Source organism: Fructobacillus parabroussonetiae (genome assembly GCF_018437265.1).
Classification (GTDB): Bacteria; Bacillota; Bacilli; order Lactobacillales; family Lactobacillaceae; genus Fructobacillus; species Fructobacillus parabroussonetiae.
This window is the reverse complement of sequence record NZ_JAAMFL010000005.1, coordinates 126,012-150,381: the sequence shown is the minus strand read 5'-3', so window position 1 is coordinate 150,381 and position 24,370 is coordinate 126,012. Positions and strand designations below refer to the sequence as shown.

The 24,370-nt window shown below is 37.1% G+C and carries 13 protein-coding genes and 1 pseudogene; 8 read left to right on the top strand and 6 right to left on the bottom strand.

Features of this window, described 5'->3' with window-relative positions; translation table 11 throughout:
- The first annotated feature begins 211 nt into the window (after positions 1-211).
- The 5 genes from G6R30_RS03530 to G6R30_RS03510 are packed head-to-tail and all read left to right on the top strand — an operon-like array spanning position 212 to position 8,781.
- Complete coding sequence (locus G6R30_RS03530; RefSeq protein ID WP_213821502.1) at positions 212-3,409, top strand: helicase-related protein; 3,198 nt, start codon at positions 212-214, stop codon at positions 3,407-3,409.
- Complete coding sequence (locus G6R30_RS03525; RefSeq protein ID WP_213821500.1) at positions 3,410-3,985, top strand: DUF4391 domain-containing protein; 576 nt, start codon at positions 3,410-3,412, stop codon at positions 3,983-3,985.
- The gene (locus tag G6R30_RS03520) at positions 3,982-5,826 is read left to right on the top strand and encodes a site-specific DNA-methyltransferase (RefSeq protein WP_213821499.1); all 1,845 of its coding nucleotides are present in this window, start codon (positions 3,982-3,984) and stop codon (positions 5,824-5,826) included. The genes G6R30_RS03525 and G6R30_RS03520 overlap by 4 nt, the downstream gene beginning before the upstream one ends.
- On the top strand, positions 5,826-7,100 hold the full coding sequence (locus tag G6R30_RS03515) for an SIR2 family protein (protein WP_213821498.1): 1,275 nt from the start codon (positions 5,826-5,828) through the stop codon (positions 7,098-7,100). Before G6R30_RS03520 ends, G6R30_RS03515 begins: the two co-directional genes overlap by 1 nt.
- Positions 7,090-8,781 (top strand): ATP-binding protein, encoded by a 1,692-nt coding sequence (locus tag G6R30_RS03510; RefSeq protein WP_338018327.1) that lies wholly within the window; start codon positions 7,090-7,092, stop codon positions 8,779-8,781. The genes G6R30_RS03515 and G6R30_RS03510 overlap by 11 nt, the downstream gene beginning before the upstream one ends.
- A gap of 354 nt (positions 8,782-9,135) precedes the next feature.
- Here the strand turns inward: G6R30_RS03510 and G6R30_RS03505 are convergent, their stop codons facing one another.
- Complete coding sequence (locus G6R30_RS03505) at positions 9,136-9,435, bottom strand: type II toxin-antitoxin system RelB/DinJ family antitoxin (RefSeq protein ID WP_213821497.1); 300 nt, start codon at positions 9,433-9,435, stop codon at positions 9,136-9,138.
- A gap of 60 nt (positions 9,436-9,495) precedes the next feature.
- On the opposite strand from G6R30_RS03505, the gene G6R30_RS03500 reads away from it, so the two are divergent.
- The 3 genes from G6R30_RS03500 to G6R30_RS03490 all read left to right on the top strand — a co-directional run bounded on the left by G6R30_RS03500 (position 9,496) and on the right by G6R30_RS03490 (position 16,078).
- A complete protein-coding gene (locus G6R30_RS03500; protein WP_213821496.1) occupies positions 9,496-12,612 on the top strand; it encodes a type III restriction-modification system endonuclease in 3,117 nt (1,038 codons plus the stop codon).
- A 389-nt stretch (positions 12,613-13,001) separates the two neighbouring features.
- Complete coding sequence (locus tag G6R30_RS03495) at positions 13,002-14,342, top strand: SspB-related isopeptide-forming adhesin (protein WP_213821495.1); 1,341 nt, start codon at positions 13,002-13,004, stop codon at positions 14,340-14,342.
- Positions 14,343-15,052: 710 nt separating this feature from the next.
- Positions 15,053-16,078 carry an IS30 family transposase gene (locus G6R30_RS03490; RefSeq protein WP_213821494.1) on the top strand — a complete coding sequence of 342 codons (1,026 nt, stop codon included), beginning with the start codon at positions 15,053-15,055 and terminating at the stop codon, positions 16,076-16,078.
- Positions 16,079-16,645: 567 nt separating this feature from the next.
- Here the strand turns inward: G6R30_RS03490 and G6R30_RS03485 are convergent.
- The 5 genes and pseudogenes from G6R30_RS03485 to G6R30_RS03465 form a co-directional block, all read right to left on the bottom strand.
- Positions 16,646-18,634 (bottom strand): hypothetical protein, encoded by a 1,989-nt coding sequence (locus G6R30_RS03485; protein ID WP_213821493.1) that lies wholly within the window; start codon positions 18,632-18,634, stop codon positions 16,646-16,648.
- A 376-nt stretch (positions 18,635-19,010) separates the two neighbouring features.
- Complete coding sequence (locus tag G6R30_RS03480) at positions 19,011-19,535, bottom strand: hypothetical protein (RefSeq protein WP_213821491.1); 525 nt, start codon at positions 19,533-19,535, stop codon at positions 19,011-19,013.
- Positions 19,536-19,583: 48 nt separating this feature from the next.
- A pseudogene (gene mobL / locus G6R30_RS03475) lies at positions 19,584-20,471 on the bottom strand (relaxase MobL); the annotation flags it as partial.
- A 1,481-nt stretch (positions 20,472-21,952) separates the two neighbouring features.
- Positions 21,953-22,840 carry a phytoene/squalene synthase family protein gene (locus G6R30_RS03470; RefSeq protein ID WP_213821489.1) on the bottom strand — a complete coding sequence of 296 codons (888 nt, stop codon included), beginning with the start codon at positions 22,838-22,840 and terminating at the stop codon, positions 21,953-21,955.
- Positions 22,837-24,324 carry a phytoene desaturase family protein gene (locus G6R30_RS03465; protein WP_213821486.1) on the bottom strand — a complete coding sequence of 496 codons (1,488 nt, stop codon included), beginning with the start codon at positions 24,322-24,324 and terminating at the stop codon, positions 22,837-22,839. Before G6R30_RS03465 ends, G6R30_RS03470 begins: the two co-directional genes overlap by 4 nt.
- Positions 24,325-24,370 lie beyond the last annotated feature (46 nt).

Below are 24,370 nucleotides of genomic sequence, written 5' to 3'. Positions count from 1 at the left end.
ATGGCACACTCAAAACAGGCTTTTTTGCGTTTGTCGTGATATCAATTGCTGTTTAAAAGCTAAATTAGATTATTGATTTGATAGAACGCAATCTTGTTCACTTAGTATGGTCAACTTGCGTTGATTAGTGGCATAATATAAATATGAATTATAGATATGATTAGTGTACTTAAAATATGCGTTTACATTGGAACGAAAGAAACTACGCAAAATGGAAATATATAATAATATCACTAAGCGTGTGATTGATGATTTAAAACATGACTTAAGACCGCACAGTAAATTAAAAATAGCGGCAGCATCATTCTCAATCTATGCTTATGAGGCTTTAAAAGAAGAACTTGAAAAAATCGATGAACTTCAATTTCTGTTCACCAGTGATTTATTCACGAAAGAACACGCACCCAAGGAAAGGCGAGAATTTTTCATTCCACGCGTGAATCATGAACGAAAACTTTATGGCGATGATTTTGAATTGAAAATTCGGAATGAATTATCTCAAAAGGCAATTGCCAAAGAAGCGGCTAATTGGATCCGTGGAAAAGTACAATTTAAATCAAATATTTCTGGTCAACGATCTGACAACTTTATTGTTGTGCAAGATAATGTTGAGGATGCTGTTTATGCACCCTTTGACGAGTTTACAACGGCTGAATTAGGTACTACAAAGGGCGATAAGCTATTTTATAATATCACGAAGTTTGAAAATGAAAATACACAACAATTTGTAGACGCTTTCGAAGCCGTATGGCATAATCCTGCGTATGTTGATGATGTCACGAATACTGTTCTTGATAACATCACCGCAGCTTATCAGGAAAATGGACCAGAACTCATTTACTATATTGCTTTGTACAACATTTTCAGCGAATTTTTAGCTGATTTGGATGAAGACTATATGCCAAACGAACGATCTGGATTTAAAGATTCTAAAATTTGGTCATTATTATATGATTTTCAAAAAGATGCGGTAATTGGTGCCATTAGCAAACTTGAAAAACACAATGGTGTTATTCTGGCTGATTCGGTGGGATTGGGTAAAACATTCTCAGCTATCGGTGTCATTAAATACTATGAGTCAAGAAATAAAAATGTCTTAGTGTTGGCGCCAAAGCGCTTGCAAGATAATTGGAATACTTACAAAAACAATTACAAGAATAATCCACTGGCTGAGGACCGACTCCGCTATGACGTGTTATTCCATACAGACATGGATCGCGAACGTGGCGAAAGTAATGGCATTGATTTATCTAAACTGAATTGGGGGAATTACGACCTCGTTGTGATTGATGAAAGTCATAATTTCCGTAACGGTGAAGGCACCACGCATCGCCGAGAAGATGATTATGAGAATCGCTATCAAAAGTTAATGAACAAAATCATCAAATCTGGTGTCAAAACAAAAGTGCTAATGTTATCAGCCACTCCTGTTAACACTGATTTCTCAGATTTACGAAATCAACTGATGTTAGCAGCTGAGGGAGATGGCGACAACTTAACGGCAACATTAAACACAAATAATTCTGTTAACGACATTTTTGTGCAAGCGCAACGCGCGTTTAAGGATTGGTCGGACTTGGATCCAGAGGAGCGATCGACTGAACACCTGTTAGATATGCTTGACTTTGATTTCTTTGAGTTATTGGATAGTGTGACCATTGCCCGCAGCCGTAAGCATATTGAAAAATATTATGATAAATCTGATATTGGTAGTTTTCCCACGCGTTTGGCGCCAATTAATAAGAGTCCAAAGTTAACCGATTTGACAATTACTTATGACAGCATCTTTGGCTTCATTGATCAAATGAATCTTGAAGTCTACAATCCCTTAAAATACGTGCATGCTTCAAAAATAGATAAATACATCGATCCAACACGACCAAATGCCGGTAGTTGGGCTAACCGAGAAAAAGGGCGCAATCAGTTAATGATTACGAACTTGTTGAAACGTGCCGAAAGTTCTATTTATGCATTCCGCTTAACTGGTGAACGCATTTTAGATAATATCAATACTAAACTTGAAACCATTGCTAACTATGAAAATTATCATACGGGTAGTATAGTGACAGATGAAGATGATCATTTTGATGATGAAGCATTTACTGTTGGGAAAGATTTAAAAATCGACTTGGCAGATATGGATTATGTGTCATGGCAACAGCAATTACTCGCTGACAAGAATGTTTTTGAATCTATGCTGACCATTGTAAACAAAATAACACCGATGCATGATACAAAAATGGCGGAATTAAAAACTATAATTCGCAACAAAATTCAGCATCCAATCAATGCAGGTAATAAAAAGATTTTGATTTTTACCGCGTTTGCTGACACAGCCGATTATTTGTACAATAATTTGGCTGACGAGTTACTTGAAAATGAAAAAAGTCATACTGCATTGATTTCAGGCATGCGAACGACATCCAATATTTCCAATGCCAATAATGACTTTAACGAATTGTTAACGCTGTTTAGTCCCAAATCAAAAAATCGCGACGCTCTTGGTTTAACTGGAGAAATTGGCGTTGTCATTGCGACGGATGTGATTAGTGAAGGGCAAAATTTACAAGACGCGGATTATCTGATTAACTATGATATTCATTGGAATCCGGTACGTATTATTCAGCGGTTTGGGCGAATTGATCGTATTGGGTCTAGCAATACCCAAATTCAGATGGTGAATTTTTGGCCAGATATTACGCTTGACGAGTATATTAATTTAAAGGCACGTGTTGAAAATCGCGCCAAACTGGTGGCAATTTCTTCCACTGGTGAAGATACACTTGATAACACAGATCCAGATATGGCTTATCGTAAAAAACAGCTACAAACCTTGCAAAATGAAGTTGTTGATTTGGAAGAAATGTCTAGTGGTGTTAATATCATGGACTTGGGGTTGAATGAATTTCATTTGGATTTACAGCAGTTACGTGCAAAATATGGTGACTATGACGCCAAACCATACGGCATTCACGCTGTCACTCAAGCAGATGAGCAACATCCAGCTGGTGTGATTTTTATCTTGAAAAATCGCAATAATGCCATGAACATTGACCGACAAAATCGCTTACATCCGTTTTACCTTATCTATGTTGCTGATAACGGCGACATTGTCGCCAATCATTTCAATCCAAAGGCAATCTTAGATGACATGCGTTATCTATCAAAAGGCAAGGACAAACCTATCAGCATACTAACAAAGCCGTTCAATTTAGAAACACAAGACGGACGCGACATGGCTAAATACTCTGACCTGTTAAATCAGGCGATTGATTCAATGGTTAGCGTTAAAGCCGAAAAAGACATTGATAGTTTATTTACCACGGGTGGCACGACTGCGCTTGAAAATGATGTCAATGGATTAGATGATTTTGAATTGATTGATTTTCTAGTCGTTAGAGGTGAGTAGATGATTATTGGTATTCCTAAACAAGCACTAGTCAATCGCATTATCCCCAAAGATAGGTTTAACTTTCAAGACGCAACTAAAATCAATCGCATTCGTTGGTTGGGCAAATTAGCGCCTACAACAATTAACTTACCAGCTAAAACGATTCCCGAGATTCAAATTTTTAGTGTTGAAATGCCTGAGTTTGATGAAAAAGTAATTGTACGTATATTGGATAAGGTGCCACAAGTTATCTTGTTTATTGTCAATGATGAACTAGCTGCTATGCGATATGATAATCAGGTAATTATGAAGGAAATGGCTGGTAGCCTTGAAATTCGTGGAATTACGCTGGATGACGTACGAGATAACTTTGTGCGGCAGTTACTGGACTTGTCTGATTTATCGCAACCGTTAGCGCAACAAATCACGCAAGTAAGAGAAATTCAACGTCTGCAATTGGAAATCAACAAACTCAACCAACAAATCACACGCACTGTCCAAACTAATAAAAGGCAAGCACTGGCTCGAAAACGATATGAATTTGAGCAGGAATTGCGCCGATTAAACAACCAAAATCAAAGGAGAAACAAATGACTGATACACCTGAAAGTGTCAATCTGTCAGATGTCAGCTTGCGTAAAGTTGATACTGAATTATTGAATGAACTGAGGGACTTATTCGCCCGTGCCGAAGACCAAAAAGAACGCTATGATTTTACTTGGAATGGTAAAGCCAAGGCGTACTTTGAAGCAGCAACGCCAACAACCAAGACTTTACGTCCTCAGCCTGAGGAAAGTTACATATACGCTGATGATGATTATCAAGAAAAGGTAAATACGTTCAATGATTCTGAAAATCTGTTCATCACTGGTGACAATCTAGAAGCTCTCAAGCTATTGCAGGAGTCTTACTTAGGCAAAATTGACATGATTTATATTGATCCACCTTATAACACGGGTAAGGATTTTGTCTATCATGATAATTTTAAGTTAACTCAAAAAGACACAGATGTCGCAGAAGGTAGTGTTGATGAAGACGGTAATCGTCTGGTTAAAAATGAAAAAAATAGCGGACGATACCATTCTGATTGGTTGAGCATGATGTACCCACGATTGAAGTTGGCACGAAATTTGTTGTCGGACAGTGGTGTTATTTTTGTGTCGATTGATGATAATGAACAAGCTAACTTGAAGTTGTTGATGGACGAGGTTTTTGGTGAGTCAAGTTACCAAGTAACTATTTCAAGACTAACAGGTACTCCTACGGGCAACGGAAACTCAACATTTGTAAATGAACTTGATTATTTGCTTGTATACGCCAAAAATAGTTTGCAGTTTAAAACAAATGGGCTACCTTTATCTAGTGAACAGCAAAAAATTTATAATGAATTTGATCAACATGGTCGCTATTTAACACGTTCTTTGAGACGTACCGGGGGTGAAGATCGGAGAGAAGATCGGCCTTCTATGTATTTTGGAGTACAAGCACCTGATGGAACAACCATTTATCCTAAGGGTCCATCGGGTTACGATAGCAGATGGGTGGTAGGTTCCGACACATATAAGCGTATGGTATCTGAAAATTTGATTATCTGGAAATATGTTTCTGGAAATTGGCAAGTTTATCAAAAATTTTATTTAGAAAATAGAACACAACAACCTTCCAACCTTTGGAAAGAAAATGTAGGAAATAAACGAGCCACGAAAGAAGTACGTAAATTATTCGATAACAAAAAGATTTTTGATTTTCCAAAACCTGTTGACTTAATTTCTCAAATAATTCAAATTGCGGCTGCAAAAAATGCAGTCATTTTAGATTTTTTTGCTGGTTCAGGAAGCACTGCTAATGCTGTTATGAAACTCAATAAAACAGATGGCGGTAATCGTAAATTTATTGTTGCGACTCTTGATGAACCAACACCAGAAGATTCAGAGGCGCGCAAAGCAGGGTACAAAACAATCGATCAAATTTCCCGTGAACGAATCCGGCGTGCAGCCAAAAAATTGGGCGATACCAGTGGTTTCCGTGCCCTGAAAGTTGACAAAACTGGTCTCAAGGAAGATGTTTTCAAGACTGCTGGTGAGCTGAAACAGGAAAATCTGCAACTTGACGTTGACAACCAAGCAGACGCACGTAGTGATTATGATTTGTTATATGACGTCTTGGTGGACGGCGCTCTGGAATACAATCGTCAAATTGCAACAGAAACGATCAGTAATGAACCAATCATTAAGTATGATTATTTAGGTGAACTATCCGGCGTTATTGTTTATTTCGGTGATAATCTCACCAACGAACTCACTCGCGAGATTGCCAAGCTAAAGCCACTGATTGCCGTGTTCAAAGAATCAACCTTTAACAATTCATCAGACAAAGTTAACGTCCTTGAACAGTTCCGAGTGATTAGCCCTGAAACGAAAGTTAAGGTGATTTAATGAGTGACGAAAAGAAAGTAGTGTTTAAAACACCTCAACTTATTTTATCTAAAAGTAAAGACAATGGCGAAATTCAATATTTTAGAAATAATGAACGTTTAAAAAATGGCGATTCGGAGGACTTTGTTGAAAAAGATTTTAATCAAGTTATTTCTTCGGAAACAAAGATGTTCATTAATCAAAAAATTGATAATATTGTAGTTTTGTTTGGTGCTGGTGCGTCTGTAACTGATAATAATTGGGACGAGGATAAGAATGGTGTGGCTAAAACAGGTGTAACAGTTGCTAAAATAGCTGAAAAGGTTTTAGAAAAATTACATGATGGAAATTACGATTTAAAAGGTGTAGAACTTAAGGTTTATCCTCTTGATGAAATCGCTAACATTAGTAAGTATAATGATAATGTCTTCGAAACAGATGAAGCGGGAAACGTTGTGCTGGGTCCAAATTTCAATCTCGAAGATTTTTTGTCTAATTTATTTTCATTCGAAAAATTTGTAGAAATTTCTGAAAAAGAGGTATTTGAAAATACGATAAATGCAATTCAGGACATCATAGTTAAGGCAACATCTTATGACTATGATGACAAAATATTTAAACATGTTAAACTACTCAATATTTTGTCTAAGTTTGCAAAATCTGATAGCAAGATGAATATAATTACTACAAATTATGATACATTGATTGAAGATGCGGCAGAAAGTATGAAATGGACAGTGTTTGATGGATTTTCCTTCTCACGCTCACCTCAATTTGATAGTGATATGTTTAACTGGAGTTTAGTAAAAGATGTTCCAAATGTGAAAACGCACGAAAATATTTTTAAAAAGAATGTTATCAATTTATTAAAAATCCATGGTTCATTAACTTGGGAACGTTCAGAAAAGGATGAGCACATCATTCGCAAACCTAAAGAGGTAGTTCGGAAACCAATAATGGTTTTCCCAAGTTCTGATAAATATGCTCAAAGTTATCAAGAACCTTATTTTGATTTGTTTAATAAGTTCCAAAACATGCTACAAAAGAGAAACACTTTGCTCTTAACAATTGGATTTAGTTTTGCAGATAACCATATTGCACGAATGGTATTAAATGCAATTAAATCGAATGATAGTTTAACCACTTTGATTACAAATTTCAATATAGATTCGAATATTAAAAACTGGAAAGAACTTGAGCAAGCGATGAATAATTATTACAACGTTGCATTTTTACAATCCACCTTAAATGGCGAATTAACCGATTATCTTGGGGGCGAAACAGTTGATAATTGATCAGTATTATAGTCGAAAAATTGAAGAAACTGTTGGTTCAGGTCAATGGAAAGAAATGGGTGTTTCAAAAGAAAACTTTTATCTTGGCATGATATCTCAGGTTTCACGTGAGAGTGCCTCTGTTCAAGTTGAAAATTTGTCCTTACTAGTTCATCGAAATGTTCGATTAGAATCGCTTGTTCCGAATACTATTAATTATTTTGTTGTAATAGATAATGTTCAAGGTTTGTTCATTGGCGAAATTTATTTGTCCAAGGTTAACTCATCTGATTCTGTGCATGATTCAATGAATTCAGGACGTAAGGAAGATGTTTTCCCAGAAATTAAAATTGATGTTATTGGATTGCTTGAGAAAGATAAATTTAAGTTAGCTGGCTTTAAAACTGTTGGCATTGCTGATAAGGTCTATATAGCTAATCAACAGTTAATCACTAAATATCTTAGTTCACTTGAAATCAACGATTATCCTCTTAAAGATAAAAAAGGTAAAAATCAAATTGATGATGAGGGGAAGGTAAAGTATCAAAAGCCATTAGATAATTTAGCTCAAATTGCTGAATTTCCCAATAAAATTTTAGAATTAGCACCAAATACGCTATTCGATAGACATCTTATGGCCGTCGGAACAACTAATTCCGGTAAATCAACATCAGCTCTGTCAATTCTGGATAAAATGATTACTTCTGGAAAAAAAGTCTTAATAATTGATCCGACTGGTGAATATCAAAATACATTTGATAAAAATGAAATAGACAAATTGACTCTTGGATGTGATACTAAACTCCCTGTAGGACAAATATCTTTAAGCCAGTGGGAACGTATATTTGAAACGAATGAAAACACTCAAGGTGCAACATTAGGGAGAGCCATTCAGTCATTACGTTACCAAAAAAAAGAAGGATTAACTGGAGTATTGAATAAAAATGGTGAAACAGTATTAGCCATTGACTCAAAGTTGGCGTCACTTGACGTTACAGACACTAGTTTTGATATTACAAATCTACCTAAGCAAATACAAGCTGAAGCTGTTCAACTTAATAAGGCAGGAGATACCTACAGTACAAATTCTTTTAACGCTAACACAAATAACTGGCTATACGAAAAGGTGCAGTACGTACTGCAAAATACTAATCTAGTTAATTTTTTTGATGATGATAATTCAAAAAATTTACTTACAAAAATCAATAAATTTGTTAGTGGCAACAAAGGATTATACATTGACTCATCAAATATTGGAGCTACAGATGGTATTGGAACAATGATTATTGACCTAATCAGTAATCATATTATTAATAAGAAACGAGATGAGATCAAACCTTTTGTGATGTATATTGATGAGGTTCATCGTTATACGCAGAATGCCGAAAACTACACTACTGGTCTTATTTCGATTGCACGGGAGGGACGTAAAAAAGGTATTTTCCTGTTTTTGACAACTCAAAACCCGAAAGATGTGCCTGACGTATTATTAGGACAAGTTGGTACAATGATTATTCATCGTTTAACACATTCGGAAGAACTAAAGGCGATTCAAAATTTAGTTCAAGAAAATACTTTGGCACAAATTAAAAAGCTTAATCAAGGGGAAGCAATATTAACTAGTATTAATTTATTGTATGACATTCATGTGCATTTTAAAAAATCGAGTCGAACACATGACAACGATACACCATTGCTATAAAACATCTATAAAAGCATACGGTATCTAATAATCTGAAAGGAACGAACCAACGTTTTGTCCTTTTGCAAAGACATGTGTGACGTAAACTTTCTTCTCACCACGATCAACATAGAAAATGCCAAAATAGTGCTGATAAGGCATAAAATATTGATAATCATTTGCAACGCCTGTCAATTCAAAGCGATTTTTGACGAACGGAAAAAAATTTCTGCTGAAAAACGCAACTTATAAGCACCTTTTGCAATATTTATCATCGTTTTTCTGGCAGTATCTGGACGTTTGATTTGATCGTTGATGTATTGACCAATAGCTAGAATTTCTTTTTGAGCGATGGCTGTGATAGCGACTTCATAATCAGTTAAAATGATAGTCCGCTAATTCTTCAGCAACTTGTTGAACGGGTTTGGCCTGATCACGATTATATTTGAGTTCACGGTCAGAGATGGTAAGCATTTGATTAAGTTCTTCAATGGCTGCTTCACGGTCAAACGCTTGAGGCACCGTCGTATCAAACGGCAATCTGTTTTGCGCCACAAGTTGCTTAGACGCCATGACAACAAAAGTATTGAAATTCATACCGAGTGCGTCAAGTTTAGTGTTAACTGCTTTTTTTAAATCATCATTCATGCGGATGCTGGTAGCTGATGTAGTCATAATGATACCCCTTGTAGTTTATAAACTATATTTTAACATACAATAGAAACAGGAGACACAATGAAACTCCAATATAAAAATCAACAATTCCAACTAGACGCAGTCAACGCGGTGACAGCTGTTTTTGAAGGACAACCCAAACAAAATGGGCTTAGTTACATGATGGATATGGGCGCTAATCCGAATATCAGGTTGGACGTTGCCAATACTGGCTTTAAAAATGAAGATATTGCGTTAGCTGATGATGAGCTTCTGCGCAATATCAAAGCCATTCAAAAAGAAAACGGCATTTTGAGTGATAATAAGCTGGTAAAAATGGCGATTGGTGGCAAAGATAAGGCCACAAAACGTGATAATTCACGAGAAAGCCTGACACTAACCGTTGAAATGGAAACAGGAACGGGTAAGACCTACACCTATATCAAGACCATGTTTGAGCTTCACAAGCAATATGGTTGGTCAAAGTTTATTATTGTCGTACCAAGTATCGCGATTCGAGAAGGTGTGGCAAAGACTTTTGAATCAACAGCTGAACACTTTAAGGCAGAGTATGGTTTAGCGATTCGTCCATTTGTTTATAATTCTAGTCAACTGGATAAAATCGAAGCTTTTGCTAGTGACGCGGGTATTAACGTCATGATTGTCAATACGCAAGCGTTTAATGCGCGTGGTGCAGATGCGCGTCGTATTGATATGGTACTGGATCAATTCCGTGGTCGCCGTCCAATTGATGTGATTGCCGCAACCAATCCAATTATGATCATTGACGAACCTCAGTCTGTTCTTGGTGATGGATCAAAGTCTGAATTGAACGCAACGCGAGTTGGTTTAACAAAGTTTAATCCACTGTTTTTTGTCAACTATTCTGCTACACACCGCGATAACTATAACATGGTTTATCGTTTGGACGCCGTGGATGCCTATCAAAAGCAGTTGGTTAAGAAGATATCTGTTAAAGGTATCGAATTGTCAGGCTCGAATGCTTCAAGTGGTTACTTATATATCGAATCAATTGCAGAAAAGCCAAATCTAAAGGTTCGCGTCCAGTTTGAAAAAATTTCTGCAACCGGAAAAGTAGTTAAAATCTCTAAGTTACTTGACCAAGGAGATAATATTTATCAACTTTCAGGTGAAGTCGAATCTTATAAAGCTGGTTTTGTCGTTTCTGAAATCAACGCGGTTAACCAATTTGTCGAATTTACCAATGGTATTAAGTTGCATATTGGCGAAGTCGTTGGTAACGCTAATGATGATGATTTACGCCGCATCCAAATCCGAGAGACCATTAATTCACATCTCAGCAAGGAAGCTAGTTTGTTTAAGCGCGGGATAAAGACCTTGTCGTTGTTCTTTATCGATGAAGTTGTGAAGTATAAGGACTATGATGCAGTTGACGATAAGGGTGCTTATGCATTGATGTTTGAAGAAGAATATGAAAACATTGTCCGAGACCGATTAACTGACACTTTGCTCGATTCTGCTTATCGCGCTTATTTAGAGCGTGAAATAAATACACCAGAAAAAGTCCACGCGGGTTATTTTTCAGTCGATAAAAAAGGTAAGTCGATTGATAGTAAGGTTAAGCGGGGCAGTGAGGCAAGTGATGACATATCTGCCTACGACTTAATCATGAAAAATAAGGAACGCTTGCTGTCATTTGATGAACCAGTGCGCTTTATTTTCTCTCACTCGGCTTTGAAAGAAGGTTGGGATAATCCCAATGTCTTCCAGATTGCGACGTTACGTCAGTCATCATCTGACATTAAAAAACGTCAAGAAATCGGTCGTGGTTTGCGTTTGTCAGTTAATCAAAATGGTGATCGCCAAGATGCGCAATCATTGGGTGAAGGTGAAGTACAACAAGTGAATGTGCTCACGGTTATTGCCAATGAAAGCTATGAAAATTTTGCACGTGATTTACAATCTGAATTAGCAGAAGCGGTTAAGAACAGACCTAAGTTTGTTGAACCAAAACTGTTTGAAGGACGTGAGTTGGTTGCAAAAGATGCGTCTGATCAAACAGTTTCATCGATGACTGTCGATAATGCCCAAGCAGCCGAAATATGGGCGAGTTTGAAAGCCAGCGGTATCATTACTAAAGAGAAACAAACATCTGATAGTTATAAAGAAATGTCGGTTGATGAACAAATTGCTGCCATCAAAGCAAGTTTGGATGATGATTATCAGGCGTATGTGTTGCCGATTCAAGAATTGGTTAACAGCGTTTATGATCCTCAGTCGGTTCCAATCGAACCTGAAAACAAACGTGTCACTTTAAAACTCAATAACGAGAAGTACGCAAGTCAGTCGTTTAAAAATCTATGGTCTAAAATCAATCGTAAAAGTTATTATACTGTCAACTTTGAGGATGATGAAATCATCGAGAAATCTATCAAGCAGATAAACAAAGAATTAACTGTTGCCACTCTGAAAGCACGTGTCACACAAGGTAACATGAATGCTGATGATAGTGGCACAGTGTTTACGATGAATGAACAACACACAGAATATATCGATACCCCAAGCAATCACGTCAAATATGATTTGATTGGTGAGATTTCACAAAATGTTGGGTTGCTTCGCAAAACAGTGGGAAAGATTCTAGCAGGTATTGATGAATCACAATTCAGTAAATACAAGTCAAACCCAGAAAGCTTTATCGCGCAAGTTAGTAACATCATCAATGGTGTCAAGGCACAAAATATTGTGTCACATATTATTTATAATAAGTTGGATGAAGTTTGGGATGAAGATGCAATTTTTGCTGACGGTGACATTCAGGGTATTATTGGCGAAAATGTTTTTGATGCTAAGAAACATTTGTACGACAGAGTTCGAGTCGATTCTAAAACTGAAAAGCGATTTGCGAGTGAATTAGATATTCAAAACGATGTGGAAATGTACGTTAAGCTCCCCGGTGGTTTTTATATCAACACACCAGTTGGCAAATACAACCCAGATTGGGCAGTCGTTCTGAACGAGCCTGATCAGAAGCATGTGTATTTTATTGCCGAAACCAAAGGTGTATCAGATAGCATTCAATTGACACTGAAAGGTGTTGAAAATGCGAAAATTGAATCAGCTCGTGAACATTTTAAAGTGATTTCCAATAATGAGGTTAAATATGATGTAGTAGATAGTTATGAAAAAATTATGGAGAAATTAGCAAATTTCTAAATGGGTTCGGTTTGTCATCTAGTATTGCTAACTAATTTTTGACAACTAATTCTTTATTGTGGTTGATAATATTCTTTAATCTAGTTAATTATTTTCAGACATATTTAACTATACCAATTTAAGTTAACATAAACAGCGCTATACAAAGTAACGCTATATCAACGTTTCAAACGTGTCAAAAATAAGGTTTCCAAAAAAACTTTCACAAAGTCTTTGGAAGCCTTATTTTATTACTCATTAACTTTGATGTTGTCGTTGATGGTTCAAAGGTCAAAGACTTTGCTCAAGTTTCTGATTTAGGTTGGAACAAAGATAGTAAGGTCACTGCAATTGGTAAAACACAAGTTTTGAATACTGACAGCACAAACTTTAATGCCCCTTCAAAGGATATGTACTTAATTAAGGATTTCAATAAGGGACAACAGTTCAAAATTGAAAACGTTGGAACGGACAAGATTACAGGTAAAAAAATCAACGCGATCATTACCTTTACCAATACGGTTAAAAGTACCAGCTCTGATTCACATTACCTAGCCGTTGGTAAGCAAGATATGGATGGTCAAACTAATGATTCTGTCCGTTTTGAATATCTTAATACCGATGGCGTCAAGACTAAAATCAATTATGAATACTCTGATGGTAAAGCGGCCAATTTGGTAACCGCATTCGCCATTGGTGACGTTGATGTCTTACAAGGTACGCAGACTGACTATGGTAATGTCACGCAATTGAGTCCCAAAGACAATGGTCTAGAGATTGACAAGAATGCCCCTTCTGGATTGTTTGGCACTTATACGACAAGTGCTGCTGGTTTGGATGGTTTTAACGACACACCGCTTGGAACGGTCGGTTTAGTAGGAACAGGTTCAAGCTTCACGTATAACTTCTTTGATGAATACACTAAGAATGCCAGCAAAGCAGATACGACGGCAAGCAATGTTATTACCGAAAAGGGTGGCTTGGTTAATGCCTGGAAGGCTTTGGGAACACAATATAATCTATTTGGTTCCTCTGCGGCTCTAAATGTGGTGACACCACCTGTTAAGCCAACACCACCAACAAAGGAAACGGTTAAGGCTAGTTACAAGCTCAGCGAATTATACACAACGCCAGAGCCACACAAGTCAGAAACAGATGATAGTGGTAAGGATAACAACGGTCAAAACGTTAAGCCAGGTCAAACTTTGAAATACAAGTTGACGTGGGACTTGAAAGGTTTAGAAGCCATTGACGTGGATAAGGATACTTTAGCTAAGGGCTTGTCATTCATGGATGATTATGATGAGACTAAGCTAGATATTACTGATCAAACTAAAAAAGATTTCACTGTCATTGATGCTAAAACACAAAAGTCAGTGATGGATGAACTCCAACAAGATTGGGATATCAAGAACGGTAAGTGGACATTGAAGGCCAAGAACGTGCAGGACTTTTTGACTAATCATGCAGGTCATGAATTGACCATCACGTTTAATCCAGTGGTTAAAAAGGATGCCACGGGTACGGTGACAAACACTGCGGTTCAAAATGACTTTGGTCAGGATTTTGATACTGAAACAGTGAAGAATCCAATTACGCCTGATACACCAAAGCCAGATACACCATCAACGCCTAATACAAGTTATGGTGAAGCGCCAAAGGGTTGGTTATATGGGGCGATTGCAGCGATTGCACTAGCAGGCGCCGCCTTTGGATTCCGCAAGCCAATCAAGAAGTGGTTCCACAAATAACAACTTTTAACAGTGCCTAAGGGCATTGTTTTTTTGTTTTGTCCTTATCAATCGATAAAATAATAAACAATAACTCTTGTTTTGTTCTTCACAAAGTGGTATATTTAAGGTGTTCAGAGGGGGTCTTGACATGTGATATTGATAGTCTGTTTTCCTAAATATATCATTTCTTTTTTGAAATTTATCATGTCTCACTTCACACATTTAACAATATTGCATGGTCTCTCAGAACATTTTTCCTAAGTTAAACAGTGAATCTTTACTCCAGATTGACTGCGCAAATAGAGCCGTCCTTTGATGGCTTTTTTGTGTGCGCTTATCAACAAACACACTTGTCAAGCCAGACGGACATGTCAAATTGATGACGATTAAATAAAATCATTTGCACGATATTATTAGAAAATATAGATACATGACTTAGGTGAAAGCAAGTCTATTATCTATATCAATGTACGTATACACGTCAATATATGATAAACATAATGATGAGTATGTTAGCGTATATATTTATAACTATATCCATGTATATATACGTGTGTATATTATTATTATACTTGCTATTATACACACGTATATAATTAAACCATAACAGTCTTCAAACGCTGATACCAGGCTATTTGCGCAGTTGTTCACTTTTGTTTTTCTTAACATTTTAACTATTGACCGAATGTCAATTTTATAGTCTTATTGAGAGAAGGAATAATTGCTACATGACTAAGAAAAATCCTAATTCCAAATACGCTCGTTTAGATTTTAGTGAACGTGTCACTATAAAAAATATGATCGATGACGGTAAAACAAATGCCGAAATTGCTCGCAAGCTAAACCGACCTCGGGCTACCATTACACACGAATTGCAGCGTAATGCCCGTGTCATGACTTGGCGTGGCAAAAAGAAAATATTGCGCCATACATACGAACCTGTGCAAGCAACTAGACGTGCTGAGTATTACCAGTCAAAGGCGCATCATTCACAGCCCAAAATCACACCTAAAAAGCGCGAAAAGATTGATTACTATCTCAAAAAGAAACATTGGTCGCCAGAACAAATTGCACACGGTGTGCCACGTATTGACGTCTGCACACGGACAATCTATAACTGGATACTTAATCGCAACCTGAGTGCGACATTAAATGATTTACCGCTTAAAGGCAAAAGACGCAGGCATCTAAGAGCCAAACCAGTTAATCCAGAACATAAACGGATGATGATTGAAACGCGTTCAATTCACAACCGTCCAGAAGTCATCAATAATCGCTCAACATTTGGTCATTGGGAAATTGATGGGGTGATGAGTCCTCAAGATTCCCAATCTTTCGTGATTACCTTTGTAGAGCGAAAAACACGTTTTATGGTTGGTGTCAAATCCAAGAGTAAGAATTCAGAAGATGTTAAAACAGCCATAGATACCTTTATGTCAAGGTTTGACAACGTTTGTGACAGTATCACATGTGATCGTGGCTCAGAATTCACCAGTAGTTTATTTATTTACAGCATTGAAGATACGTACGGCAAAAAGTTATATTACGCTGATCCACAATCACCAGGTCAACGTGGTACAAACGAGCGAATGAATCGTGAATTAAGGCGTGTATTTCCTGCTGGTTATGACTTTACTAAGATTACCCAACGTAAGCTTCAAAACGCCATTCAGGACATCAATGAGCGTCCTAGAAATGTGCTCAGGTTCAAAACACCTGAAAAAGTCTTTACTAAGCGAATCATGGCAGCTTAATCATCAATAGATGCTAAAAATCGCTAATTGTTAAGACAGTTCAAAGTCAATAGCTTTGGGCTGCATTTTTGCGTATAATAATAACCAGATAAACACGAATTAAGTGCTTGATTGGCTTAAAAAAGTCAAAATGGCAATGCAAAAACTAAATATGCGACCAACATTAAGCAACAAAAATAAATTATGGTAGTTGAAATTTAGAAACGCAAAACCACAAAGAGCACAAAAACAGTCTTTGTAATCAGATTGTAAACAAATCCGCTATCACAACAGCGACAACGGATTAGCCAAAATAAAATCAATTTTTTTAGATTATTTGTTACTTTAGGGGTTGACAAATTCATTTTATTAACTACTTTACATAATATATATTATCGAAAGTAAATATAATGTGGCATTTGTCAACCCCTAATGCAACAGTCCGATATTTAATTCAATTAATAATTCTTATAAACGCCTATTTCACGGCGTTTTTTATTTTGAAAATTTTTTTGATTTTTTTCTGTACACCAAATAATCCTGCCTAATTTTTTCAATTTGCCAGGACTGAATCTATTCTGCTGATAATCAGGTTATTCCAGGAACGTGTAGCGCTTTGTACTTAAGATGTCGTTTAAAAGCGCTCATTTGTATGCCACGCCCCCAACGCCGGCGATTGCCAAAGCTACAGCAGCGGCATAACCGACCTTTTTTAGATCGGGTCGAAGTCTTCTTTTTTTCAGGTACTTGTTGAAGCTTTTGCCATTCCATGAAGTCCTTGAAGGTAAAGGTATCTTTATCTTTTCCGGCAATAAGCTCCATTTGGTCAATAGTCACGTTGTTAGCCTTTAAGGAGCGAATTTCACCTTGAAGTTCGGCCTCACGTTGCTTAGAAGAATTGATAGCGATCATCGCTTCGGCCAATTGTTGATCACGTTCATCTAATGATGATTGCAAGTTATTGGCCTTACCCTTTTCAATATCAACTGCCTGCAAAGCAATTTCTCGCTTTTGTGCAGCGATGTGAATCTTGCGTTGTTGTTCTTCATATTTTGCCAAATACTTGTTTTCCTCTTCTACTAGAAGGCGCATGTATTCGTTCGATGAATTTTGCAATGAAGTAGCTAAGGTTTTCAACTCTGATAGCATTTGGCTCGACATGTTATTAAACTGTTCAGCTTTTTTATTATCAAATTCAGCCTGATAATTTGCTTGTGCCTCAGCAATCCGCGACTTCTCCTTCTGTCCAAACTCAACCTCCAAATCTTGAAGTGTCTGCTTCTTATCTGACATTAAAGTGGTGTCAATTTCTTGCAAAATTGAAGCGTGTCGACGATTTTCTTCATCACGCTTGTTTTGAGCAACAGTCAGGAGGTCTTTTTCAGCGGTTGACTTGGCCGAATCAAGTTCGGCTTGGATAGTCGGTTGAACGGTGTTTTGTGCAAGCTCCAAAGCATTGTGGGCTAAGTCGAACTTGGTTGACTGATCCGTCAAATCTTTTTTGATTTGCGCTACCTTTTCGCCAAGTTTCTTTTCCGCCGATTGATTCAAAGAATCTAATGCTAACTTGCGCGTTTCATTAAATTTCATCTTCTTGCGATTAAGCTGGGAACGAACATAGCCATCATCAGCTTCCCGCAATTCATGAAATTCACGAACAGGCAAGAGTTCAGCTTGAATTGAGCCGCTATCAACGACCTGGTCTAATGCCGAGAAGATGTTTGGCAATGGTGAACGACTCTTTGAATCAGTTGGAACACTTTCTGATTCTTCGAACGCAGGTACCCCATCATCTTCAAAGGCATCCGTCACAAACTCTGAGGAATCATCTTCTCCCCATTCTTCAGCTTCATCTGGTTCATTATCGGAATCCAAAACTGATGACTCCGAATCTTCAATCGGTTGAGCGGGTTCGTTGAAGTTATCCGAAACATCATCTGTTTCGTTTTCACGCTTTTCAGCGATCACAAACACCTTTTTCTCATCACCGTATTTGGTGCGCCACTCATCTTCACTTGGAAGACTAATGGACTCCGATGGCATCAAGCCAAACAATCCCTTAAAAGCCTGACCATAGGTTGAATCGTAAAAATCAAGGATTGCTTCGATATAGTCTCTTCTACCTTGGTAACCCACATCATCATTTCTCAAATTCATAAAGTAATTTGCAATGACTTGGGGCAAGTGAACAAATTCGTTATTCAGCGTAAAAGCAATCGCAAACTTATCCAGAACAGATAAGACAGGTTCGGCATCATTGCGCTTCTTCGAACGCTTTTTATCGTTGGGTTTCGTATAGCCTGATTCAATCAGTTGTAGAGTAACAGCCCCAACATGGCCTGCTTCTTGATAGTCACTCATCAGAAGTTCAACGAAGAACATTGATGCGACGGGCATTGTTGACCTGTAGGTCGGTTTACCTGCCGCTTTCAAGCCCTGATCAACTTCCTCAATGATATTGTCTTGCGTTTGCGGTAATGTCGAGTCCGCCAAGTTGAATTGAAATTTATCTCGAATCAACTTTACAGTAGGTTGCTCAACATCGTCATTAGGTTTCTTTCCAAATGGCAATTTCATGTTTTAAACCATTTCCTTTCATAAGCTATCTCCACTTTGTTTGTCTTCATGAAATCTACTCATTTACACCTTTTTTACAAAAAAGCCCGCCTTATCTCTAAGACGAGCTAAAATCAGAATTGTAATTGTAATTGTAATTGTAATTGTAATTGTAATTGTAATTGTAATTGTAATTAATGGAAATAAAAAAGGAGCACTTACGCGCTCCCCCTGGACCTCGTTTAGATCAACACAGAAGACCAATTCAGCTTGACCTAAACAAGGATGATACTATCATATCAGATTTACTAGTGATTGCATATTAGTATTTTATTTTGAATATGACAAATTTTTCCGAATTCTGGTCACGCACGTTGTAACACACACTATCTAATAGTTACTTTCCTTCATATACTGGTTTAAGTTTGTTACTTACGACTGTCACATCATCTATATAAGAATTCTCTTTCATCCAGTCTAACATTCTCTCATTAATGTCATTATTATCAAATATAATTCTTTTATGTCCCATTGTTTGATTCATAATTTTCATGAATTTACCATCAGCTAGATTACTTTGTCTTAGATAAAATTGCACATCCGAAATTGATAGTTCACGGATATTATGGCTAAAAAGCTTGTCATTATTATTGTCTGTTATCGTTAATGCTTTTTTTAGTGCTGACTTATCCATTACAACTTGAGACTCGAGAAGAATCTCCTTTATAGAATGTGTATAAAAATCGCTTTTCAAATCCACTTTTTTATTAGCCAACAACTGCAGTAAATCGCCATCAAGTTTTAGATGTTGTAATTTAAGTAAAATCTGAATCATGTTATTAGAGAGTTGAGAAATGTCTTCAGCTTCTAAATTTCTACCCTCATAACTTTGCCAAATATCCTGAAATGTTTCTTCGTTCAATGAAGAATTTTTAAGAGAGGAAAAAATGACTCTTCTGAAAGTGGTTCATCAAATTGAATTTTTTGTCCATTTATAGAAATTTGAAAAAAGTGTGTTGAAACGAGCAAGTAATTCAATGTTTTCATTCAGCGAATTAACTTCAGATTGTGCATTCAATTTTTTAATAAAAAATTTCTGCCTTCCTAATTCACGTTTTACTTTTTTAGGAACGGGCTGTTGTTTGCGCCCCATTTCGTTGACTTGTTCTTCAAGTTGTTTTTTAATGGCTTGATGTTCATCTAACGAGCTACCGAACAATTTTAAATCATAGCCATCCTCTGGAATCTTTTTTATTGAACGATACAGTTCATTGATTAAACGCTTTTTAATAAGCTCTTTTTGCGATTCAACATAGTTTAATGTTTTAGCATTTTCACCATATGATCGTTTATAAATTGACCGTAATTTACGATTAATCTCTTGCAGATGATGACTCGTTTCTAAGGTTTCTGTATCGAGCGTTAGTAAGTTTTCAACGAAATCATTCGCAAGAGCATTTGCACTTTTCATCGAAACGGCATTTGAATTTGCGCGCCAGTCTTTTTTACTATCCGGCAAGACCTCAATGATGGCATTTAATAATGCTTGCTGCTTTTTTAGGACACTTTGCTCGGTTAATTCACCCATCTTTTCGATTAGTTTCTTTTCTGCTAGTTGACGTGATACAAGGAACTGTTTTTCAATCACTTGGCTTTGCTCTAGCTCAATATTACTTAGAAAACTTTTTTTCAAATGATTCAGTGACTTTTGCTTGAACACACCTTTAGGTTGACTTCTATTACCAAATTTCGACGTCCACGTTGGCCGTGATGATTCTTCTTCAAAAATACCCAGATGAATATGTATATGTTTATCGTTTTCGTCCCCACGCAGGTGAATATTTCCCCACCATTCTGCAGATTCGTCGTCCCCTTGTCGCCCACGTTTTTTGTACGATTATAGTACAAATCGCCCAATGACTTACCCTGCAATGACAAACGCTTAAACTTATTAACCATGGTATTAAACCTTCTTTCTTAAATACAAAATATAAAATAAATTAACTTAAAACAAAAAAAGACTAAAAAGCCATTTTATAAAACTATTCAATTGTCTTGTAGATAATCTACAATCATTTACTTTTATAATAGATATTTAGCGATTTCATCTTCTGTGAAACCGGTATAGAGCTATCTAGCTAGTCAAGAGAGCAATATAGCTTTAGCTATACTGGTTCTCTATTTAATTTTTTGGTTAGGACTAGACTGGCACAACTTAATTAAGTTGCTTTCCTCTTGCTTTCGCTCAACGACCGCCCTCTCGGTTTGAAAAGTTGCCACACTCTCAAACATAAGACCACCGATTTGTATTGGTAACTGGGATACTAGGGAATGATAACTAGCATACAAACATTTCTCTTTATTCATATACTATCCCCATTTTTTCATGGACGCCACTCCTATGGGACTAATCTATGCCCAGAGCAACAAAAAAACTTGTTGCCATAATTGTTTTTTTCATTTAATTAACTATAATAGAGCCAATTAAATATTTCTTTTGCAGGAGATTAATTTTAAACAATTAATTTAAATATTTAATTATCAAAGTACAAGAACGCATTTTCAGTGAACCCTCATTGAAGATGTGCTTTTTTCATTTTCTCTTCATTTCAAAAGAAAAAATCATAGTCAAGGTAACATCATGTGAAATCACATGTGCTTCTTAACTATGATTATAAGTTTACATTATCGATCCAAAGATCGATCATTTCTCTTTATTTATAAAATATCCCCATTTTTTCATAGACACCACTCCTAAGGGACTAATCTATGTCCAGAGCAACAAGAACTTGTTGCCATAATTGTTTTTTTCATTCAAAGAACTACAATGAAGTTCTTTGAATATTTCTCTTGGCGGAGACTAGTTTTAAACAATTAATTTGAATATTTAATTATCAAAGTACAAAAATGCACTTTCATTAGAGCTGTGTTTTTAAATTTTCTTTTCAAAAGAAAAAATCATAGTCAAGGCAACATCATGTGAAATTACATGTGCTTCTTAACTATGATTATAAGTTTACATTATCGATATGAATCCAATCAGCTGAAATATTTCAAACTAACAAATTAGCATCCTCATGATATATGAGTGAATCAGTATTGTTTTCCTTATTATAAGCAGGCATCCTAAAATAAATAGGCGTCAGCGAATCCATTACATGAGGATATGCGTCATAATGTCCCACCGTATTGGCACCTTATTCATCACGTACAACAAGGAGATTATCAAACATGAACACATTCACACATACGAATCAAGCTCGGCGATGTAAAAAAGTATCTAACTTATTGACATACAAGCATCTTTTTGATTGTTGCAACAAGAAAAGTTCCATGGATTTAGCGAGACTTTGATAAGCTGCGTAACCAAAAATAAGTCCGTACAAGAATCTGAATCTTCTCCCACTTAGTCACATACATTCGCTTGGAAATATCAGTGAAGCCACCGTTAAGTAGTTTTAACAAAATCTTCTTGTAAATTTCAATTGACAGCTTCAATGCAAACCTACTCTGAGGATTTTCGATTTCATTGACGATAAAGTCAGTGTGTTCGTAATCAGCCATAGCGGCTTGAGCGACTTTCCGCACAACCTGCCGTTCCCTAGATTGAAGCTGCACCGCCATAAAGGGATTTTTGTCACTATTATCCAACAACTCCTGAGGCATGAAAAGACGCCCTTCTTCAGCATCCTCATGCAAGTCACGCAAGATGTTAGTAAGCTGAAGCGCAATGCCGACTTTAATAACCTGGTCCTGTTCGGTCAACTCTGTCTTTCCTGACAAAATCGTAAAAATCATGCAGCCGACAGTTCCTGCCACCTGGTAACAGTAGTCTTCCAGTTCGGCCAAAGTCTTTGGCTGTTGGAAATTCAAATCGTGTTGTTGACCGGCAATCATGTCAGCCATCAAATCCCGATTAATCTGATAAAAATCAAAAACATAGGCCACTTTTTCAGCAAGCGAAGTAAAGTTCCCCTCATCTGTAAAAGTCTGTTCAGCTGTGTTCTGCCAAGCAGTTACCATTTCATCGAAACAGCCAGGTTTATGCTCGTCGGCGGTATCATCTAATTCACGTAAGAATTCATAGATAACAAAAATACTGTAGGCCTGCTCACGTGGCAGGCGTGAAAAAGCAAAATAAAAGGAAGAAGAATTTTCCTTAATCACTCCTTCACTACTCTCAAAAGCCTGCAAAACAGGAGCAGGCATCTGCTGCTTTAGCTTCATTTAAAGTCTCTCATAACTTCCTTAGCGGCGAGTTCGCCACTGGTAATCACAATTGGTACCCCAGCACCGGGATGTACACTAGCACCCGCAAAATACAAATTTTTCAAACGGCTGTCCTTGTTGTGGGGACGGAAATAGTTACTCTGCATCAAGGTTGGCTTTAGTCCAAAGGCCGTTCCGTAAAGACTATTGTAGCGACTTGCAAAGGTCTTAGGCGTGAAGACATGTTTAACGACAATGTGCTGACTCAAGTCAGTCAAAGCCAAATCTTTTTCGACTTTTTCAATGACTTTTTCACTGTAGTCTTCAATCATCTGATCCGACCAATTATCATTTTCCTTCAAGTTGGCTACAGGAACCAAAACGTACAAAGAAGTCTGCCCTGACGGCGCAAAGCTATTATCGAGTGACGACGGATTGTAAACATAGAAGGAAGGATCTTCTGGCAAGGTACCCGTATCAATTTCGTGAACGTTTTGCTCAAAATCCTTGGCCATCTTTATGGTGTGCAGCTTCAAATCAGCATACTGGCGGTCAATACCTAGGTAAAGCATGAAACAGGACATGGCGTAGTCCATTTTTTCGACTTTGGCCTTGCCATACTTTCCCTTCTTTTGGTCTGGCAAGCCCAGTAAGCTTTCCATAGCATAAGGAAAATCAGCGTTAGCTACCACGGCATCGGCAGATTCAAAACCTTGACCAATCCGTAAGCCAGCGACCGTCTTATCGTTTTTCACGACAATTTCGTCAACTGGTGACTCGTAGCGAATCTGACCACCGAGCTCTTCAAACCGCTTGGCCATGGCCTTAGCATATTCATACATACCGCCTTTAATAAACCAAATCCCATAAATCAGTTCAATCATGGGAATAATATTGTAAATTGAAGGCCCATTAAATGGCGAAATACCAATATAAAGTGTTTGAAAAGACATCAAGTACTGCAAGTTGGTGTTCTTGATATTCTTACTAATTGCTTTAAAAGAGGTCGAGAAAGTCCGCAGTCTCATCGCCTGCCAGAGAGTTTTCAAGTTATAAAAATCCCCTGGTCCTCGGAAACTCTTGTAGATGAAGTTGTTTTTGGCGTTGATATATTTACCGTAAATATCAGTCAGATACTTCAAAAAGCCTAACATTTCGCCATCACCATAGGCTTCGAAATCACGGGCGATGTCAACCAAGTCAGAAGACAGCTCGAATTTATTGCCTTCCGTCAGCACATCCATAAAGGGATTGACCCGCTCCATGGTGAAGTAGTCACGGTAGTCGACGCCAGTGTCCTTAAAGGGTTGCTCGTAGACATCTGGCATCATCACGATGGTAGGACCCGTATCAAACTTGAATCCAGAATCCTCAATCAAGTCCATCTTACCACCAGGATGATCGTTCTTTTCATAAATTGTGACGTCAAAACCTGCTTTTTGCAAATAAATGGCAGTAGTTAAACCGCCAACTCCTGCGCCAATAATGCTAACCTTTTTCAAATTTTACACATCTTTCTGTTATTTGTGAATAAATGAAAACTTCACA

Bases quoted from the DNA above. Each gene is read 5' to 3' on its own strand.
- G6R30_RS03530 (WP_213821502.1), top strand. From the start codon at position 212: ATGGAAATATATAATAATATCACTAAGCGTGTGATTGATGATTTAAAA.
- G6R30_RS03525 (WP_213821500.1), top strand. From the start codon at position 3,410: ATGATTATTGGTATTCCTAAACAAGCACTAGTCAATCGCATTATCCCC.
- G6R30_RS03520 (WP_213821499.1), top strand. From the start codon at position 3,982: ATGACTGATACACCTGAAAGTGTCAATCTGTCAGATGTCAGCTTGCGT.
- G6R30_RS03515 (WP_213821498.1), top strand. From the start codon at position 5,826: ATGAGTGACGAAAAGAAAGTAGTGTTTAAAACACCTCAACTTATTTTA.
- G6R30_RS03505 (WP_213821497.1), bottom strand. From the start codon at position 9,435: ATGACTACATCAGCTACCAGCATCCGCATGAATGATGATTTAAAAAAA.
- G6R30_RS03500 (WP_213821496.1), top strand. From the start codon at position 9,496: ATGAAACTCCAATATAAAAATCAACAATTCCAACTAGACGCAGTCAAC.
- G6R30_RS03495 (WP_213821495.1), top strand. From the start codon at position 13,002: ATGTACTTAATTAAGGATTTCAATAAGGGACAACAGTTCAAAATTGAA.
- G6R30_RS03490 (WP_213821494.1), top strand. From the start codon at position 15,053: ATGACTAAGAAAAATCCTAATTCCAAATACGCTCGTTTAGATTTTAGT.
- G6R30_RS03485 (WP_213821493.1), bottom strand. From the start codon at position 18,634: ATGAAATTGCCATTTGGAAAGAAACCTAATGACGATGTTGAGCAACCT.
- G6R30_RS03470 (WP_213821489.1), bottom strand. From the start codon at position 22,840: ATGAAGCTAAAGCAGCAGATGCCTGCTCCTGTTTTGCAGGCTTTTGAG.